This window comes from Cobetia sp. ICG0124, assembly GCF_004006355.1.
Classification (GTDB): Bacteria; Pseudomonadota; Gammaproteobacteria; order Pseudomonadales; family Halomonadaceae; genus Cobetia; species Cobetia marina.
The window spans coordinates 944,497-961,250 of sequence record NZ_CP024893.1; the positions used below are offsets into that span (position 1 = coordinate 944,497).

Sequence of the window (16,754 nt, forward strand, 5' to 3'; positions counted from 1 at the left end):
AAACCGCAGGATATTCAAGCCGACTGATCGGTCAGCCGTGCAGTGCCTGATGGATCACCTCGGCAAGGGATTCGCTGATGCCGGGCACCCGCGCCAGTTCCGGCTTGGAGGCCTGCTTGACCCCCTGGAGTCCCCCGAAGAACTTGAGCAGTTCCCGGCGGCGCTTGGGCCCGACCCCCGCGATGCCCTCGAGGCTCGAGGTGCGGCGCGCCTTGTCACGCTTGGCGCGGTGGCCGGCAATCGCGAAGCGGTGCGATTCATCACGGATATGCTGGATCAAGTGCAGCGCCGGTGAATGGCTGTCGAGATCCAGGGTGTCATGCACCGTCTCGATGAACAGCGTCTCCAGGCCGGCCTTGCGCGTGGTGCCCTTGGCGACCCCGAGCAGGATGATGTCGGTCACGCCGAGCGACACGAAGACCTCACGCGCCATGTTGAGCTGACCCTTGCCGCCATCGACCAGCAGGATGTCAGGGCGCTTGCCTTCTCCCTCCTGCAGACGCTTGAAACGTCGCGTCAGCGCCTGCTGCATGGCGGCGTAGTCATCACCGGCCGTCACTCCCTCGATGTTGAAGCGTCGATAATCCGACTTGATGGGGCCCTCGTGATCGAACACCACGCAGCTGGCCACGGTCGCCTCACCGTGGCTGTGGGAGATGTCGAAGCACTCCAGGCGCTTGGGCACTTCCGCGAGTCCCAGAGCATCGCGCAATGACAGAAAGCGATTGGAGAGCTGCTGGCGGCTGGCCAGCTGAGTGGCCAGATGCTGCTCGGCGTTGGTCTGTGCCAGCGTGAGCCACTGGGCGCGATGGCCACGTACCTGGTGTGCCACGCGAACGCGGCGACCGGCTTTCTCGCTCAGTGCACCTTCCACCAGCGGCGCATCCTCGAGTGCCAGTGAGGTGAGCACCTCATCGGGCATCTCGCGATCCTGACCCAGGTAGTACTGACTGACGAAGCCGGTCAACAGCTCGCTGCTGGTGAGGTCCAGTCCGTTGCCCGGCGAGAAATGACGCGCTCCGAGCATGCGCCCCTGGCGGACTGACAGCACGCTGATGCACAGTCCACCCGGGCGCTCGGCGAGTGCCAGAATGTCGGCATTGCCGGTGCCGGTATCGACATATTGCTTCTCCTGCATCCGACGCAGCTGGGCGACCTGATCGCGCAGGCGTGCCGCCTCCTCGAATTCCAGGCGCATGGCGGCATCTTCCATCGCCCGACTCAGCTCATCGGTGACCTGATCGCTCTGGCCGTTCAGGCACATCACCGCGTGTTCCATGTCGCGACGATAATCCTGCTTGCTGATGTAATCGACGCACGGCGCAGTGCAGCGGTTGATCTGATATTGCAGGCACGGACGCTCACGATGCGCGAATACCGAATCCTCGCAATTGCGCAGCCGGAAGATCTTCTGCATCAACGTCAGCGATTCCCGCACTGCCACGCTGCTGGGATAGGGGCCGAAATACCGGCCATCGTTGCGCTTGTGGCGCACGCGCTTGAACTCCAGCGCCGGATAGTCGTGATGCTGACTGATGAAGACGTAAGGGTAGGACTTGTCGTCGCGCAGCAGGATGTTGTACGGCGGACGCAGCTCCTTGATCAGGGTCTGCTCAAGCAGCAGCGCTTCCGTTTCGCTGCGGGTGATGGTGACCTGGACATCCGCGATGCGCCCGACCAGTGCCTGGGTCTTGGCATTCAGGCCGGTATTGCGGAAATAGCTGGAGAGGCGTGCCTTCAAGCGCTTTGCCTTGCCGACATAGAGCACCTCGCCGGCGGTATCCAGCATGCGATAGATGCCGGGCGCATCACTGACATGCTTGAGGAAGTGGCGCGGATCGAAGTCATTCGCCTCGGTCGCCGGGGCGGAGGCATCGCTGGTGTCGAGAGCATAGTCGTCGAGCAATTGATGGCGCATGGCCAGATGCGTCATCTCGACGTCACTGGTCACGCCCAACTTCTCGAAGATGCGATAGCGATAGGTATTGACGGTCTTGGGGCTCAGGTGAAGGCGGTCGGAGATCTCGTTGACGCGATGACAGTTGACGATCATCAGCGCCACCTGCATCTCGCGGGTCGAGAGTTGCTCGAAGGGATTGCTGCATCCGGTGTCCATGCCCGAGAACACCAGGCGTTGCGCGATCTCCGGGGTCAGGTAGCGTTCGCCACCGGCGACTCGGCGAATGGCGCGAATCATTTCATCGAAGGGCGTGCCCTTGGAGATGAAACCGAAGGCCCCTGCTTCCAGCAGGCGTTTGGCGAAGGATTCCTCGAGATAGGCGGTCAGGACGATCACGCGAACTTCCGGCAGGCTGCGAACGATCTTGCGCGTGGCTTCAAGTCCATCGACGCCGGGCATGCGAATGTCCATCAGCACGATATCCGGACTGTGCTCACGGCAGAGTTTGATCGCGGTTTCGCCATCCGAGGCTTCTGCAATCACCTTGAGCCCATCCTCTAGCTCAATGGTACGGACGATGCTGGTACGCACCAGGTGGTGGTCATCAGCGACAAGAACCTTGATCAAGGCGGCTCCAGTAAAGATGTCATCAGGCGTGTTAGTTAGTATGGCTTTCAATGTACCCATTGGCCATGGGCTTGTCGATGCCAAATCGCTGCAAAAATAAGGGGTTGACGGCTTGTCATGTGGTCTGTAGTATTCGCTGCATCGTGAGCACGGGGCCTTAGCTCAGCTGGGAGAGCGCAACACTGGCAGTGTTGAGGTCAGCGGTTCGATCCCGCTAGGCTCCACCATGGGGGCCTTAGCTCAGCTGGGAGAGCGCAACACTGGCAGTGTTGAGGTCAGCGGTTCGATCCCGCTAGGCTCCACCAGAATATTGAAAAAGCGGCCATCCTTCGGGGTGGCCGCTTTTTTTTGCCGCGTCGCTGTCTTCCAGTCGTTCGAACAGGATCAGGTGATCGGCCTGAATGCGCAGACTGACGTCTTCCCCGGGGTGATAGTCATGGTGGCTGTTGAAGGCCGCCTCGACCTCACGACCTGACGGCAAGGCCAGGCGATACAGGGTGCTGGTACCGGCGAAGGTCGCGCTGAGCACGCGCGCCTTGAGATCACTGGTTTCCGCCTCTCCTTCAGCCAGTACCAGATCATCCGGACGCAGCAGCACGTCCACCGGTGTCCCGGCGTCATACGGATAGGCACGGTTGCCGCGGATCACCCCGAGTTCGGTGGAGACGCTTTCGTTGTCCGCCAGCGTGCCGGGGATGAAGTAGCCCTGACCGATGAAGTTGGCGACGAAGCGCGTGGCCGGCTCGTGATACAGATTGAACGGCGTATCCCATTGCTGCAGATGCCCGGCATGGATGACGCCGATCTGGTCCGCCATCGCGAAGGCTTCGTTCTGATCATGGGTGACCAGTACCGCGCTGATGCCGAGGTGCTTGAGAATCCGGCGCACCTCCTGGCTCAGCTGACGGCGCAGCTCCACGTCCAGATTCGAGAACGGCTCGTCGAGCAGCAGGATGCGTGGCTCCGGCGCCAGCGCGCGTGCCAGGGCCACGCGCTGCTGCTGTCCGCCCGAGAGTTCATGCGGAAAACGCTCGCCCAGATGCCCCAGACCGACCAGTGTCAGCAGTTCCGCTACCTTGGCATTGCGCTCGGCCTTCGGCATGCGGCGTACGCCAAACCCCACGTTGTCCGCCACGCTCAGGTGCGGAAACAGGGCGTAATCCTGAAAGACCATGCCGACGTGCCGCTCTTCCGGCGCCGTCAGCTGGGTGGCGCTGGAAAGCACTTCTCCCTCGAGGCGAATCTCGCCGACCGCCACCGGTTCAAAGCCGGCGATCGCGCGCAGCAGGGTCGTCTTGCCGCAGCCGGACGGGCCGAGCAGGCAGGCGATATCCCCCTTGTTGAGAGAGAAATTGATGTCACGGGTCACCACGGTGGTGTCGTAGCGACATTCCAGAGAATCAATCTGCAGGAGCGGTTGCATGATGGCGGGTCGGTCCAGAAAACGAGAAGGGCAGCGGATTCAGTCCTGACGACCCAGCATCAGGAATTCGAGCAATGCCTTCTGGGCGTGCAGACGGTTGCCGGCTTCCTGCCAGACGACGGCGCGCGGGTCATCCAGCAGTCCCATGCTGATCTCTTCGCCGCGGTGTGCCGGAAGGCAGTGCAGGAAGATGACGTCATCGGCGGCCTTGTCGAGCATGGCTTCATCGACCTGGTAGCCGGCGAAGTCGGCTTCGCGCTTGAGCTGCTCCTCTTCCTGGCCCATGGAGGCCCAGACATCGGTGGTCACCAGATCCGCGCCCTGGACGGCTTCCTGCGGGTCGCGGTGGATGCTGACGCGCTGACCGGCTGCCGCGACGATCTCGCTGTCCGGCTCGTAGCCTTCCGGGCAGCAGATGCGCAGGATGAAGTCGAACTGGCGTGCGGCGTTGATCCAGGAATGGCACATGTTGTTGCCATCGCCGATCCAGACCGCTGTCTTGCCCTTCACGGAGCCACGGCACTCGGTCCAGGTCATCACGTCAGCCAGCAGCTGGCACGGATGGTAGTCATCGGTGAGTGCATTGATGACCGGCACGCTGGAGGCATCGGCGAAGGCTTCGATATCGGAGTGCGCGAAGGTGCGGATCATCACGCCATCCACCATCTCGGAGAGCACGCGCGCGGTGTCACCGATCGGCTCGCCACGGCCCAGCTGGGTATCGCGCGGCGACAGGAACAGGGCATGGCCGCCGAACTGGGCCATCGCCGTCTCGAAGGACACACGGGTGCGCGTGGAGGACTTCTCGAAGATCATCGCCAGGGTACGGTTGGCGAACGGCGTGTAGACCGGACCTTCCTTCTTCAAGCCATCCTTGATGGTGATGGCGCGCTGAATCAGGTAATCGAGTTCTTCCGGAGAAAGGTCAAGCAGAGTCAGAAAGTGCCGGGTGGCCATCGAGCGGGCTCCTGTCAGGGTCTCGGGCAGCACCATCGAAAAGGGCGCCATGCGTCGGAGGGAAGGAAGTCGCCGACGATCACGGCGCCCGATTGGCGCTGCCTGTCAAAAGAGCCATCCTAGCCAGCTGAGCGGGCGGGCGCAACGCCTGCAGACACCAATCTCGCCCTGGGGCAATATCGGGGGCTGAATTCGTGGCTCACCCTCAGTAGAATGAGGGAATGACACTCACGGGCCTTGCGCCCACCGTCCGAGGATTGCACATGAGCACCACCATCGAATCGATCGAGAAGCAGATTGGCGAGAACCCCATCCTGCTGTACATGAAGGGCACGCCGCAGCTGCCGCAGTGCGGTTTCTCCGCCCAGACCGTCCAGGCCGTGATGGCGTGCGGCGAGCGTTTCGCCTTCGTCAACATCCTGGACAACCCGGACATCCGTGCGGAGCTGCCGAAGTACGCCAACTGGCCGACCTTCCCGCAGCTGTGGATCAACGGCGAGCTGGTCGGCGGCTGCGACATCGTGGTCGAGATGTACCAGAACGGCGAGCTGGAACCGATGATCAAGCAGGCCGCTCAGGAAGCGGCTGCCGAGTGATCGGTATTCCCGGGTCAGCCCCTGGCTGTCAGGTGGCAGGCGTCTCGAGCGAGGCAGGCACCTCGTCGTTCATGCCCTGTTCCTTCATCGCCAGATCCCAGCCGCCCAGGTCCTTGAAGCGATTGACCATCGCGCAGAACAGCTCCGCGGTGCGCTCGGTGTCATAGCGCGCCGAGTGGGCGGAGGCGTTGTCGAACTCGATGCCGGCGGCGCGGCAGGCGCGGGCCAGTACCGTCTGGCCGTAGACCAGGCCCGCAAGCGAGGCGGTATCGAAGCACGAGAACGGATGGAACGGATTGCGCTTGATACCGCAACGCTCCACCGCCGCGTTCAGGAAGCCCTGATCGAAGGCCGCGTTGTGACCGACCAGCACCGCACGTGTGCAGCCATGTGCCTTGATGGCCTTGCGTATCGGGCTGAAGATTTCGCCCAGTGCCTGATTCTCGGCCACGGCCACCTGCTTGCGTACCGGGTTGTCCAGATCGATCCCGGTGAAGTCCAGTGCCGACTGCTCGATATTGGCCCCTTCAAAGGGCGCCACGTGAAAGGCGTAGGTGGCATCCGGCACCATGTTGCCGTCGTCATCCATGGTCAGCGTGACGGCAGCGATCTCGAGCAGTGCATCTCCGGCGGCATTGAATCCACCTGTCTCGAGGTCCACCACCACTGGCAGGAAGCCACGGAAGCGTTGTGCCATCAGCGTGCGCTCGCTCGCCTGGGTCATCAAGATCTCCAATCCCGTCATTGCGTCTCGTGCTGCGCCGTGCGTCTCGCCGGCGCTCAAGGAGAGCAATTGTAGCAGGGCGATACGGACACGTCGCGGCGCAGGCCCTGTCAGCAGTATCGGTGAGGTGCCAGCCTCGCTATAATCGGCCCCACATCGTGATTCGAGTGGCAACGGGCGGCCACCTGCTGGGCAGGCCTTCCTCGCGACCGTACGATCCATCCCCACCTGCGTCCCCGTCCTCGGGCGGTGGCATCGCGGGAACTACAAGCATCAACTCAGGAGTCAAGCATGTCCGACGTGCAAAAGGTCGTTCTCGCCTACTCCGGCGGCCTGGACACTTCAGTCATCGTCAAGTGGCTGCAGGAAACCTACAACTGTGAAGTCGTGACCTTCACCGCTGACCTCGGTCAGGGCGAGGAAGTCGAGCCGGCGCGTGCCAAGGCGGAAGCCCTCGGCGTGAAGGAGATCTACATTGAGGATCTGCGCGAGACCTTCGTCCGCGATTACGTCTTCCCGATGTTCCGTGCCAACGCCATCTACGAAGGCGAGTACCTGCTGGGCACCTCCATCGCACGTCCGCTGATCGCGCGTCGCCTGGTCGAGATCGCCAACGAGACCGGCGCTGACGCCATCTCCCACGGTGCGACCGGCAAGGGCAACGACCAGGTGCGTTTCGAGCTGGGCGCCTACGCGCTGAAGCCGGGCATCCAGGTCATCGCGCCGTGGCGTGAGTGGGACCTGAACTCCCGCGAGAAGTTGATGGAATACTGCGAGCAGCACGGTATCGAAGTCGACTACGCCAAGAACAAGAAGAAGTCGCCGTACTCCATGGACGCGAACCTTCTGCACATCTCCTATGAAGGTGGCGTGCTGGAAGACCCGTGGACCGAGTGCGAAGAAGAGATGTGGCGCTGGAGCGTCAGCCCGGAGCAGGCGCCGAACGAGGCGACCTACATCGACCTGACCTACACCAAGGGCGACATCACTGCCATCGATGGCAAGGAAATGGCCGCTCACGAAGTGCTCGAGTTCCTGAACAAGGTCGGCGGCGCCAACGGCATCGGTCGTCTCGACATCGTCGAGAACCGTTATGTCGGCATGAAGTCCCGTGGCTGCTACGAAACACCGGGCGGCACCATCATGATGCGTGCTCACCGTGCCATCGAATCCATCACCCTGGACCGCGAAGCGGCTCACCTGAAGGACGAGATGATGCCCAAGTACGCTGAGCTTGTGTACAACGGCTACTGGTGGAGCCCGGAGCGTCGCATGCTGCAGGCGGCCATCGATGAGTCCCAGAAGGTCGTCAACGGCGTCGTGCGTCTCAAGCTCTACAAGGGCAACGTCATCGTCGTGGGTCGTCAGTCCGAGGATTCACTGTTCGACGCCTCCATCGCGACCTTCGAGGACGATGCAGGCGCCTACGACCAGAAAGACGCTGCCGGCTTCATCAAGCTGAACTCCCTGCGCCTGCGTATCGCGGCCAGCAAGGGACGTGGCATCGAGTAACGGCCACCGAAGGATCCTTCAACATGCTGGGAATGCTCAAGAAACTGTTTTCCGCAGGCGAGCCTGCGCCGGTCAAGGAACCGGAGGCCGTCGAGTACAATGGTTACCTCATCGTCGCCATGCCGCAGAAGCACGAAGGGCAGTACCGGGTCTCCGGCGTGATTCGCAAGCCACTGGAAGGGGGCGAGACGCTGGAGCATCGCTTCGAGCGCTCCGACACCGTGCCGGGAGAAGACGGCGCCGTGGAGCTGACCGTGCTCAAGGCGAAACGCACCATCGATGATCTGGGCGACACGATCTTCGAACGCTGACATGATCACGGTGCACCATCTGGAAAACTCACGCTCGCAGCGCATTCTGTGGCTGTTGGAAGAGCTGAATCTGGAATACCGCCTGGAAATCCATGCCCGTGACGCCGGGAGCATGCGTGCGCCCCGGGCACTCAAGGACATCCACCCGCTGGGCAAGGCGCCGGTGATCACCGACACCACGCTGTCCGGTGACACGGGAGCGCCTGTCGTGGTCGCGGAGTCCGGCGCCATCATCGAATACCTCATCGATGTCTATGGCTCGCAGGGCAGTGGGGAGAGTGCCCACCTCAGACCTGCCCCCGGGACTCAGGCCGAGCGCGATTACCGTTTCTGGCTGCACTTCGCCGAAGGCTCCGCCATGCTGCCGCTGATGCTCAGGCTGGTGTTCTCGCGTCTCGACAAGCCACCGGTGCCGTGGCTGATCCGTCCGGTCGCCCGCCTGCTGGCCAAGGGAGTCAATGACAAGTTCATCAGCCCGGAGATCAAGGCGCACCTCACCTACATGGATACCTGTCTCGAACGTCGCCCCTGGCTTGCCGGTGACGCCCTGACCGGTGCCGATATCCAGATGAGCTTCCCGATCCAGGCGCTCGATACGCGTCAGGGGCTCAAGAATCATCCGAACATTCAGGACTGGCTGGCGCGCATCCGGGCGCGCGCCGCCTTCCAGCGCGCCGTGGACAAGGGTGGCGAACTGGCCCTCTGAGGAATGACACGCAAGAGTCTACGTGAGCAGTCGCTTGAGGCCACGATCCAGCAGATGGAGCGCGACAAGGCACGTCTGGAGCGCCGTGTCGCGAGTCTGGAGGAGAAGTTGTCGTCGACCCTCGACGGCACGGGCCTGCGTCTCTGGCAGCTGGAAGTTCCCACCGGCAAGCTCACCATCTTCAACTATCGCTGGGGGCGCATGCTGGGTTATCAGCCCGGCGAGTTGAACGCTCATTTCGATGTCTGGCGAGATCACCTCCATCCGGAAGACCGCGACGAGGTGCTCGCCAATCTCGAGGACCATCTTGCCGGGCGCACCGAAGTCTATCAGGTGGTGCATCGCATGCTGGCCCGAGACGGCAGCATCACCTGGGTCGCGGACAGGGGGCGAGTCGTCGAACGTGACGCGAATGGCAAGGCGCTGCGCCTGCTGGGCACCCATACCGACATCAGCCACGAGAAGGATTACGAGACTCGCCTCAATGCCCTGGCCAGCACCGATGCACTGACGGGACTTTCCAATCGCCAGGCCATCAATGGCTGGTTCAAGCGTCAGCTGGCGGACGACAGTGCGCTGTTGTTCATCGACGTGGATGGCTTCAAGCAGGTCAATGATGCGCTGGGACATCGTGCTGGCGATGAAGTGCTGGTATTGCTCGCCCACGGTCTCAATGAAGAGCTGCATCATCTGGGCGTCCATCACCACCTGGCCGCGCGCTTCGGTGGGGATGAGTTCCTGTTCCAGCTGCCGCGCATGACACCGGCGCGTATCGAGATGATCGTGCGGCGCTGGCTGGCACGCTTCGGCCAGCCCCTCGAGATCAGCACGGGACAGGCCAGCATCGGCCTGAGCATCGGGGTCTGCTTCGGCCGAGACGCCACCGGCAACTTCGCGACCGCACTGGAATATGCCGATCAGGCGATGTATCGCGTCAAGCGCAGCGGCAAGCACGGCTACCATCTGCATGCCCCTCACCAGCAGGGCGAGGGTCCTCAAGGAGTGAAGGATGAGTCACAACGAGACAGGCCGACAGTGCGTCAATCAGTTCTTCCATCAGTCGGGCGATATCATCGGCGCGGCGCTTTCCGGCAGTGCCCAGTTGCAGCATCCCGATGGCAGTGGCCTGCGTCTGTCCGCGCCGGACAGCGGCATGCGCCTGGTGGTGCGCGATGACTGGCAGCGCGATCAGGTCGCGCTGATTTCCGGCGGGGGTTCCGGGCATGAGCCCGCGCATGCCGGTTTCGTCGGGGCCGGCATGCTCACCGCGGCGGTATGTGGCGAGCTGTTCGCCTCACCGACGGTGGAGGCGGTGCTCGCGGCGCTCAGAGAGGTGACCGGTGACGCGGGCACCCTGTTGATCGTCAAGAACTACACCGGAGACCGCCTCAATTTCGGTCTGGCGGCCGAACGGGCACGTCAGGAAGGACTCAAGGTCGAGATGGTCATCGTCGCCGATGATGTGGCGCTCCCTGACAACCCGCAGCCGCGCGGGCTGGCTGGCACCTTGCTGGTCCACAAGATCGCCGGGGCACTGGCGGCAGGCGGCGCGGATCTCGAGGAGGTCACCGCCGTGGCGCGCCGGGTGGCGGACAGCAGCTCGACCCTGGGCATGGCACTCGATGTCGGGCGTCATCCCGGCAAGCCGCGTGAGCCACGCGCGCCGGAGCTGGGACTCGGCATTCATGGCGAGCCGGGCGCCACCACGCTGGAGTTCGGCAGCCACGCCGGAGACTGCGACGTGCATGCCCTGATGGATCAGGTAGTGACGGCGCTGATACAGGGGCACTCGCGCAAGGAGGCCGGAGGTGACCTGCCCGCCACCGGCCATCTGCTGATGATCAATGATCTGGGTGGCTGCTCGGCATTGGAGCGCGCGGTCCTGCTCGACGAGGCGCTGGCGCATCCGTCGCTCAAGGCGCTGGGCATTCACGCCGTGGTGGGGCCGCAGCCGCTGATGACCTCACTGGACATGCACGGCTTCTCGCTGACGCTGTTGCCGCTGGACGGCTTGCTGGAAGAGGCACTGGATGCCCGCTGTGCGCCGCGTGCCTGGCCCGGTGTTCAGCGGGTGGTGCCGCTGGCGCATTTCACGCCTCGTCAGGAGGGGGGCGCACTGTTCAAGACGCCTCCACGCTTGCCGAGCGCGCCCGGGTCAAGGCCGATTGCCAGGCGCGTGCTGCCCGGGAAGGCCGGGCGAGGGTAGCGCTGCCGGGCGACCCTCAGGTCGAGCAGCGGCTGCGTGCTGTGCTGGAAGTCCTGCTGGCCAGTGAGGTGGATCTCGATCGTCTCGATGCCATCAGCGGGGACGGGGATACCGGCACCACCTTTGCCGGCGGTGCCCGTGCGGTGCTGGAAGCGCTGGAGGACTGTGAGCTGGCCTGTGGTGACAGTGGCGAGCTGATGACCTCCATCGGCAAGCAGCTGGCCTACGGCATGGGCGGTTCCAGTGGCGTGCTGCTCTCGACCCTGTTCACCGCGGCGGCGACGCGGTGGAAGATGCAAGCCAGCGAGGCAGACGCCCGTGCACCTGCCTCGCTGGGGCAGCGCTGGCATGAGGCGCTCGATCACGGCGTGGGGCGGATGCAGCATTACGGCGGCGCCGTGCGCGGGGACCGCAGCCTGCTGGATGCGCTGTTGCCGGCGTTGGACGCACTGCAGGCGTCGGTGCAGGGTGCAGGGCGAGCGCATCGACTGGGCCGCGATGGCACGCGCCGCCCGCCAAGGGGCGGATGCCACCGCGGAGATGGCCAAGGCACGGGCCGGACGCTCCGCCTATGTGCCCGCCGCCCATCTGGTCGGCCACAACGACCCGGGCGCGGAAGCCGTGGCGCGTGTCTTCGAAGCGCTGGCGGACGCCGCCGAGGAAGCGGCGGGCTGATTCGATTGACCAGCCGTCAGGCGACTTTCTGGCGAGTCGGCAGGCGAATCAGACGGGTGGCGATGGCGGTGCCCAGCAGGGTGATGCCCATGCCGGTGAGGATGCGCGCATCGATCACCTCATCGAGCAGCATGTTGCCCCACAGCAAGGCGCTGACCGGTACCAGGAAGGTGACGGAAGTGGTCGCGGTGGCGCCGGCGCTGGCCAGCAGGCGGAAGAAGATCAGGAAGGCGAGGCTGGTGCTGAGTACCGCCAGCGCGATGGCGCTGCCCCAGGCCTCCAGGCTGACGCTGGCCTGCGGCCACATCCACAGGCCCGGAACCAGCAACAGCAGGGACGACATCAGCGAGCTGCCCGCGGCCAGCACCGGTGAGGGCAGGTGGCTCAGGCGCTGGCGCGAGAAATTGGAGGCGAAGCCGTAGCAGAAGGTCGCCCCCAGGGCGGCGAGGATGAACCAGCCATCGCCGCCGAGCTGGAAATCGAGGCGGTCACTCGACAGCACATAGACCCCGCTGAAGGCCACGGCCAGCCCCAGATACTGTTGCTTCTGAATTGGCGTGGCGAACAGCGCCATGCCCAGCAGCGCGGTGAACAGCGGCGTGGTGGCGTTGATCAGCGAGGTGAAGCCGGCCTCCAGCTGGGTGGTGGCCAGCGCCAGCAGGCAGAAGGGCAGTGCCTGACTGGTCAGGCCCAGCACCGCAAGCGAGCCCTTGTGTTCCCACAGCATCTTCAGGCGGCCCGCGCCCAGCAGCAGCGGGGCCAGCACTAGCGCGCCGATGCCCATGCGCAGCAGAATCAATGTGGTCGGGCCGAATTCCGGCGCGGCCACGCGCATGAAGATGAAAGACATGCCCCACAGGGTGGACAGCAGGACAAGACGCAAGGCATCGCTGGCGGACATGGTGTTCTCGACGTGGCGTGTGGAAGGCAGTCCGCTAGGCTAGCCCCTCACGCGCATCACGGGAAGCACGACCTTGTGTCTGTCGCTGTCCAGCTTCTGCCCAGCTTCAGCCTAGCCCCAGCCTAGCCCCAGCCCGCTGGCCTCAGGAGGACGGAATCGCCCCACGCTGGATGGCGGCGATGTCCCGGGCGGCGCGTTCCAGTGCCGGCAGATGCTTGAGCATGTCCTCGCGCGACTGACGCATCACCGGCGCCTGGATCGCCACGCCGATGTTGGAGGGCCCGTCCGGGTTGGGTGCCAGCACCGCGATGCACACCAGCCCGGGCAGGAATTCCTCATCATCCAGTGCATAGCCTTGCCGGCGGACCTGCTCGATCTCGGCCTCGACGGAGTCGATGTCGGTCAGGGTATTGCGCGTCATCGCGTTCAGCGGTGTGCCCTTGAGCAGGCGGCGGCGCTGGGCGGGCGGCATCTGGGCCAGAAACAGCTTGCCGCTGGCGGAGCAATGCACCGGCACCCGGGAACCGGGATGCAGATAGAAGCGCAGCGGCGCCTGGGTCTCGACGCGATCCAGATACAGCACTTCGCTGCCCGACAGCGCGGTGATGTTGCAGCTTTCCCCCACCTCTTCCATCAGCCGGCTGAGCACGCCGTGGCGCGCGCCCTGCACGGTATCGTTGAGCAGCAGATTTTCCGCCAGACGGCGCAGCCGACTGCCCTTGCTGTAATGGCGGTTGTCCGCCTCGCGCTGCAGCATGCCGCTGCCTTCCAGCTGCTGGAGCATGCGATGCAGCGTCGGCTTGGGCAGGCCGGTCTCTTCCACCAGTCCCTGCAGCGTGAAGAACTGATCCTTGGCGGCGATCACCTCCAGCAGCGCCAGCAGACGCTGGGCGGGCGTATCGCCTTCTATCTTGCTGCCTTCCTTGCCGGTGTCCCTGTCAGCGTCCTTGCTGGCACGCGGCAGGCTTGCCTGGGGCTGGGTGGCACTGTTCATGGGCTATTCCCTCCTTCAATCCGTGCGCGGGGCAGTGTGGCGCCGAAACGCTCGGCCCGTCAGTGCCTTGCGTTGCTGTGCCTACTTTAACAGTACTCCATTCATCGGAAGAAGTTTCTAAAAAAGGAGTGTTTTTGATCATTTTCCGAAATCAGGCTTGACGGGCCGCGCGGCGAGGGCTAATTTTGGTCGCATGTTTCGGTAATCGGAACTAAATGTACCAATAAACATAAAATTGATAGTTGGAGACGCCATGAGCACTCAAGACAGCGCAGACAACCGCAAGGTCGTGCAGGGCAAGCAGAAGATGACGCCCTCCGAGGCTTTCGTGGAAACCATGGTCGCCAATGGCGTCACCGACATGTTCGGCATCATGGGTTCCGCCTTCATGGATGCGATGGACATCTTCGCGCCGGCCGGCATCCGTCTGATCCCGGTGGTGCATGAGCAGGGCGCCGCTCACATGGCCGACGGCTATGCGCGTGTCTCCGGTCGTCATGGCATGGTCATCGGCCAGAACGGCCCGGGCATCTCCAACTGCGTCACCGGCATCGCGGCCGCTTACTGGGCGCACAGCCCGGTGGTCATCGTCACCCCGGAAGCCGGCACCACCGGCATCGGCCTGGGCGGCTTCCAGGAATGCAAGCAGCTGCCGATGTTCCAGGAATTCACCAAGTACCAGGGCCACGTGACCCACCCGTCGCGCATGGCGGAATACACCGGCCGCTGCTTTGATCGCGCCATGTCCGAGATGGGCCCGACCCAGCTCAACATTCCGCGTGACTACTTCTACGGCGAGATCGAGTGCGAGATTCCCAAGCCGGCACGCGTGGACCGTGGCCCGGGTGGCAGCAAGAGTCTGGATGAGGCAGCCGAGCTGCTGGCCAGCGCCAGGTTCCCGGTCATCGTCTCCGGTGGCGGTGTGGTGATGGCGGATGGCGTCGAGGAGTGCAAGGCACTGGCAGAGCGTCTCGGCGCGCCGGTGGTCAACAGCTACCAGCACAACGATTCCTTCCCGGCCAGCCACCCGCTGTGGTGTGGTCCGCTCGGGTATCAGGGCTCCAAGGCGGGCATGAAGCTGATCGCGCAGGCCGATGTCGTCATCGCGCTGGGCACGCGTCTCGGGCCGTTCGGTACCCTGCCGCAGCACGGCATGGACTACTGGCCGAAGGACGCGAAGATCATCCAGATCGACGCCGACCACAAGATGCTGGGCCTGGTGAAGAAGATCTCCGTCGGCATCTGCGGTGACGCGCGTGAAGCGGCCATCGCCCTGACCGAGCGCCTGTCCGGTCGCAATCTGGAATGCGATGCCACCAAGGATTCGCGCCTCAGCACCATCCGCGAAGAGAAGGCCGCCTGGGAAGCCGAGCTTGACGAGTGGACCCACGAGAAGGACGCCTTCAGCCTCGACGCCATCGACGAGGCCAAGGATGAGAAGCCGTTCTCCGGCGGCGAATACCTGCACCCGCGTCAGGTCCTGCGCGAGCTGGAAAAGGCCATGCCGGAAGATGTCATGGTCTCCACCGACATCGGCAACATCAATTCCGTGGCCCATAGCTACCTGCGCTTCGACAAGCCGCGCAGCTTCTTCGCCCCGATGAGCTTCGGCAACTGCGGCTACGCCCTGCCGACCATCATGGGTGCCAAGACCGCCGCGCCGGAACGTCCGGCCATCGCCTACGCCGGAGACGGCGCCTGGGGCATGAGCCTGATGGAAATCATGACCGCCGTGCGTCACGACATTCCGGTCACCGCCGTCGTCTTCCACAACCGTCAGTGGGGCGCCGAGAAGAAGAACCAGGTCGAGTTCTACAACCGTCGCTTCGTCGCCGGTGAGCTGGACAACCAGAGCTTCGCCGAGATCGCACGCTCCATGGGGGCCGAAGGCATCACCGTCGACCGTCTGGAAGACGTGGGCCCGGCGCTCAAGAAGGCCATCGACATGCAGATGAACGAAGGCAAGACCTGCGTCATCGAGGTGATGTGTACGCGCGAACTGGGCGACCCGTTCCGCCGCGACGCCCTCAAGAAGCCGGTGCGTCTGCTCGAGAAGTATCAGGATTACGTGTAACGCCCAAGCGAACATGGCGCAACACGCAAGCTAGACGGAACCTCTCCCTTGCCCCGGCCATTTCTGATGTCCGGGGCTTTTTGGATGTGTCGGCTGCCTGCAGGGGCAGCGAGGAGACAGACATGAAGGCACTCAACAACATTCTGGCGCGGGCCAAGGCCGACCCGCGCCGTATCGTGCTCTGCGAAGGGCAGGACATGCGGGTGGTGCGGGCAGCGGTGAGCGCGGCGGAGCAGGGCCTGGCGCAGGTGATGCTGGTGGGCGACCCGACCGTCATCGCCGCCACCGCCAGAGAAGCCGGGCTCGAGGATGGCTCGCTGGGAAGGTGTGAGCTGATCGACCCCGCCACCTCCGAGCACACCGCCAGGCTTGCCGAGGCGCTGCACGCGCATCGCGCGGCCAAGGGCATGACGGCGGAGCAGGCCGCCGAGAAGATTCGTGATCCGCTGATATTCGCCAATATGCTGGTGCGCGAAGGGCTGGCGGATGGCTCGGTGGCGGGGGCGGTGAATACCACCGCCGATGTGGTGCGCAGCGCCATCCAGTTACTGGGCCTGGCGCCGGGCAGCAAGCTGGTCTCCAGCTTCTTTCTGATGATGCTGTGCAAGCCATTCCACAACCTGAAGGGCGGGATGATCTTCTCGGACTGCGGGCTGGTGATCGACCCCGACGCGGAAGAGCTTTCGCAGATCGCGCTGGCCGCCGCCGACAGCGCCCAGGCCCTGCTCGGGGAAGACCCACGGGTGGCGATGCTGTCGTTCTCCACCAATGGCAGCGCGCATCACGCTTCGGTGGACAAGGTGGTGCAGGCCGCGCATCTCGTGCGGGAGCAACGCCCGGAGATCGCCATCGATGAAGACGTGCAGCTCGACGCCGCCATCGTGGCGGAAATCGCCGAGCGCAAGCTGCCCACCTCACGCGTCAAAGGCACCTCCAACGTGCTGGTGTTCCCCAATCTGGAAGCCGGCAATATCGGCTACAAGCTCGCCGAACGCATCGGCGGCGCAGAAGCCATCGGCCCGCTACTCCAGGGCCTCGCCAAACCCGCCAACGACCTCTCGCGCGGCTGCTCCACCGCCGACATCCTCAATGTCATTGCGGTCACTGTCGTCCAGGCACAGCAGCGCACCCCGCAAGACTGATTTTCT

15 protein-coding genes, 2 tRNA genes and 1 pseudogene are annotated in these 16,754 nt (G+C 63.9%); 11 read left to right on the top strand and 7 right to left on the bottom strand.

What is annotated here, in order from left to right:
* Positions 1–31: 31 nt before the first annotated feature.
* Together uvrC and CU110_RS15975 are read right to left on the bottom strand one after the other, a co-directional pair.
* Entirely contained in the window at positions 32–1,906 is a 1,875-nt protein-coding gene (gene uvrC, locus CU110_RS04320; RefSeq protein WP_276317906.1) for an excinuclease ABC subunit UvrC, read from the bottom strand.
* Between the two features lie 24 nt (positions 1,907–1,930).
* A pseudogene (locus CU110_RS15975) lies at positions 1,931–2,587 on the bottom strand (response regulator); the annotation flags it as partial.
* A 91-nt stretch (positions 2,588–2,678) separates the two neighbouring features.
* Between CU110_RS15975 and CU110_RS04325 the strand changes: the two are divergent.
* Positions 2,679–2,754 (top strand) — tRNA-Ala (locus CU110_RS04325).
* 2 nt (positions 2,755–2,756) lie between these two features.
* Positions 2,757–2,832 (top strand) — tRNA-Ala (locus CU110_RS04330).
* On the opposite strand, the gene CU110_RS04335 is transcribed toward CU110_RS04330, so the two are convergent.
* Both CU110_RS04335 and argF read right to left on the bottom strand, forming a co-directional pair.
* Complete coding sequence (locus tag CU110_RS04335; RefSeq protein WP_127734676.1) at positions 2,820–3,950, bottom strand: ABC transporter ATP-binding protein; 1,131 nt, start codon at positions 3,948–3,950, stop codon at positions 2,820–2,822. The genes CU110_RS04330 and CU110_RS04335 overlap by 13 nt on opposite strands.
* 39 nt (positions 3,951–3,989) lie before the next feature.
* Entirely contained in the window at positions 3,990–4,907 is a 918-nt protein-coding gene (gene argF / locus CU110_RS04340) for an ornithine carbamoyltransferase (protein ID WP_077374935.1), read from the bottom strand.
* A 263-nt stretch (positions 4,908–5,170) separates the two neighbouring features.
* On the opposite strand from argF, the gene grxD reads away from it, so the two are divergent.
* Positions 5,171–5,503, top strand: coding sequence for a Grx4 family monothiol glutaredoxin (gene grxD / locus CU110_RS04345; protein ID WP_077374932.1), 333 nt, complete (start codon positions 5,171–5,173; stop codon positions 5,501–5,503).
* A gap of 28 nt (positions 5,504–5,531) precedes the next feature.
* Here the strand turns inward: grxD and rnt are convergent, their stop codons facing one another.
* Positions 5,532–6,227 (bottom strand): ribonuclease T, encoded by a 696-nt coding sequence (gene rnt, locus CU110_RS04350; RefSeq protein WP_077375652.1) that lies wholly within the window; start codon positions 6,225–6,227, stop codon positions 5,532–5,534.
* A 249-nt stretch (positions 6,228–6,476) separates the two neighbouring features.
* On the opposite strand from rnt, the gene CU110_RS04355 reads away from it, so the two are divergent.
* From CU110_RS04355 to CU110_RS17500, 6 genes are all read left to right on the top strand, one after another.
* The gene (locus tag CU110_RS04355) at positions 6,477–7,739 is read left to right on the top strand and encodes an argininosuccinate synthase (RefSeq protein ID WP_276317886.1); all 1,263 of its coding nucleotides are present in this window, start codon (positions 6,477–6,479) and stop codon (positions 7,737–7,739) included.
* Between the two features lie 23 nt (positions 7,740–7,762).
* On the top strand, positions 7,763–8,050 hold the full coding sequence (locus CU110_RS04360) for an HlyU family transcriptional regulator (RefSeq protein ID WP_307722815.1): 288 nt from the start codon (positions 7,763–7,765) through the stop codon (positions 8,048–8,050).
* 1 nt (position 8,051) lies between these two features.
* Positions 8,052–8,756 carry a glutathione S-transferase gene (locus CU110_RS04365; RefSeq protein WP_084208070.1) on the top strand — a complete coding sequence of 235 codons (705 nt, stop codon included), beginning with the start codon at positions 8,052–8,054 and terminating at the stop codon, positions 8,754–8,756.
* Positions 8,757–8,759: 3 nt separating this feature from the next.
* The gene (locus tag CU110_RS17495) at positions 8,760–9,932 is read left to right on the top strand and encodes a sensor domain-containing diguanylate cyclase (RefSeq protein WP_205694061.1); all 1,173 of its coding nucleotides are present in this window, start codon (positions 8,760–8,762) and stop codon (positions 9,930–9,932) included.
* The gene (locus tag CU110_RS16550; RefSeq protein ID WP_127736700.1) at positions 9,910–10,962 is read left to right on the top strand and encodes a dihydroxyacetone kinase subunit DhaK; all 1,053 of its coding nucleotides are present in this window, start codon (positions 9,910–9,912) and stop codon (positions 10,960–10,962) included. Before CU110_RS17495 ends, CU110_RS16550 begins: the two co-directional genes overlap by 23 nt.
* A 468-nt stretch (positions 10,963–11,430) precedes the next feature.
* Positions 11,431–11,637: a DAK2 domain-containing protein gene (locus tag CU110_RS17500; RefSeq protein ID WP_164850272.1), complete on the top strand. Its 207-nt coding sequence runs from the start codon at positions 11,431–11,433 to the stop codon at positions 11,635–11,637.
* A 16-nt stretch (positions 11,638–11,653) separates the two neighbouring features.
* On the opposite strand, the gene CU110_RS04390 is transcribed toward CU110_RS17500, so the two are convergent.
* Both CU110_RS04390 and CU110_RS04395 read right to left on the bottom strand, forming a co-directional pair.
* Complete coding sequence (locus CU110_RS04390; RefSeq protein ID WP_084208072.1) at positions 11,654–12,538, bottom strand: DMT family transporter; 885 nt, start codon at positions 12,536–12,538, stop codon at positions 11,654–11,656.
* A gap of 142 nt (positions 12,539–12,680) precedes the next feature.
* Positions 12,681–13,532: an IclR family transcriptional regulator gene (locus CU110_RS04395; protein WP_084208073.1), complete on the bottom strand. Its 852-nt coding sequence runs from the start codon at positions 13,530–13,532 to the stop codon at positions 12,681–12,683.
* A gap of 253 nt (positions 13,533–13,785) precedes the next feature.
* Between CU110_RS04395 and xsc the strand changes: the two genes are divergently transcribed.
* Together xsc and pta are read left to right on the top strand one after the other, a co-directional pair.
* Positions 13,786–15,606, top strand: coding sequence for a sulfoacetaldehyde acetyltransferase (gene xsc, locus CU110_RS04400; protein ID WP_084208074.1), 1,821 nt, complete (start codon positions 13,786–13,788; stop codon positions 15,604–15,606).
* Positions 15,607–15,728: 122 nt separating this feature from the next.
* Positions 15,729–16,748, top strand: a complete 1,020-nt coding sequence (pta, locus tag CU110_RS04405; protein WP_084208075.1) for a phosphate acetyltransferase — start codon at positions 15,729–15,731, stop codon at positions 16,746–16,748.
* Positions 16,749–16,754 lie beyond the last annotated feature (6 nt).

Excerpts from the sequence above, each read along its gene's own strand:
- CU110_RS04365 (WP_084208070.1), top strand. The coding sequence starts at position 8,052 with ATGATCACGGTGCACCATCTGGAAAACTCACGCTCGCAGCGCATTCTG.
- CU110_RS04335 (WP_127734676.1), bottom strand. The coding sequence starts at position 3,950 with ATGCAACCGCTCCTGCAGATTGATTCTCTGGAATGTCGCTACGACACC.
- CU110_RS04390 (WP_084208072.1), bottom strand. The coding sequence starts at position 12,538 with ATGTCCGCCAGCGATGCCTTGCGTCTTGTCCTGCTGTCCACCCTGTGG.
- pta (WP_084208075.1), top strand. The coding sequence starts at position 15,729 with ATGAAGGCACTCAACAACATTCTGGCGCGGGCCAAGGCCGACCCGCGC.
- xsc (WP_084208074.1), top strand. The coding sequence starts at position 13,786 with ATGAGCACTCAAGACAGCGCAGACAACCGCAAGGTCGTGCAGGGCAAG.
- grxD (WP_077374932.1), top strand. The coding sequence starts at position 5,171 with ATGAGCACCACCATCGAATCGATCGAGAAGCAGATTGGCGAGAACCCC.
- CU110_RS04360 (WP_307722815.1), top strand. The coding sequence starts at position 7,763 with ATGCTGGGAATGCTCAAGAAACTGTTTTCCGCAGGCGAGCCTGCGCCG.
- CU110_RS04395 (WP_084208073.1), bottom strand. The coding sequence starts at position 13,532 with ATGAACAGTGCCACCCAGCCCCAGGCAAGCCTGCCGCGTGCCAGCAAG.
- rnt (WP_077375652.1), bottom strand. The coding sequence starts at position 6,227 with ATGACCCAGGCGAGCGAGCGCACGCTGATGGCACAACGCTTCCGTGGC.
- CU110_RS16550 (WP_127736700.1), top strand. The coding sequence starts at position 9,910 with ATGCGCCTGGTGGTGCGCGATGACTGGCAGCGCGATCAGGTCGCGCTG.
- argF (WP_077374935.1), bottom strand. The coding sequence starts at position 4,907 with ATGGCCACCCGGCACTTTCTGACTCTGCTTGACCTTTCTCCGGAAGAA.
- CU110_RS17495 (WP_205694061.1), top strand. The coding sequence starts at position 8,760 with ATGACACGCAAGAGTCTACGTGAGCAGTCGCTTGAGGCCACGATCCAG.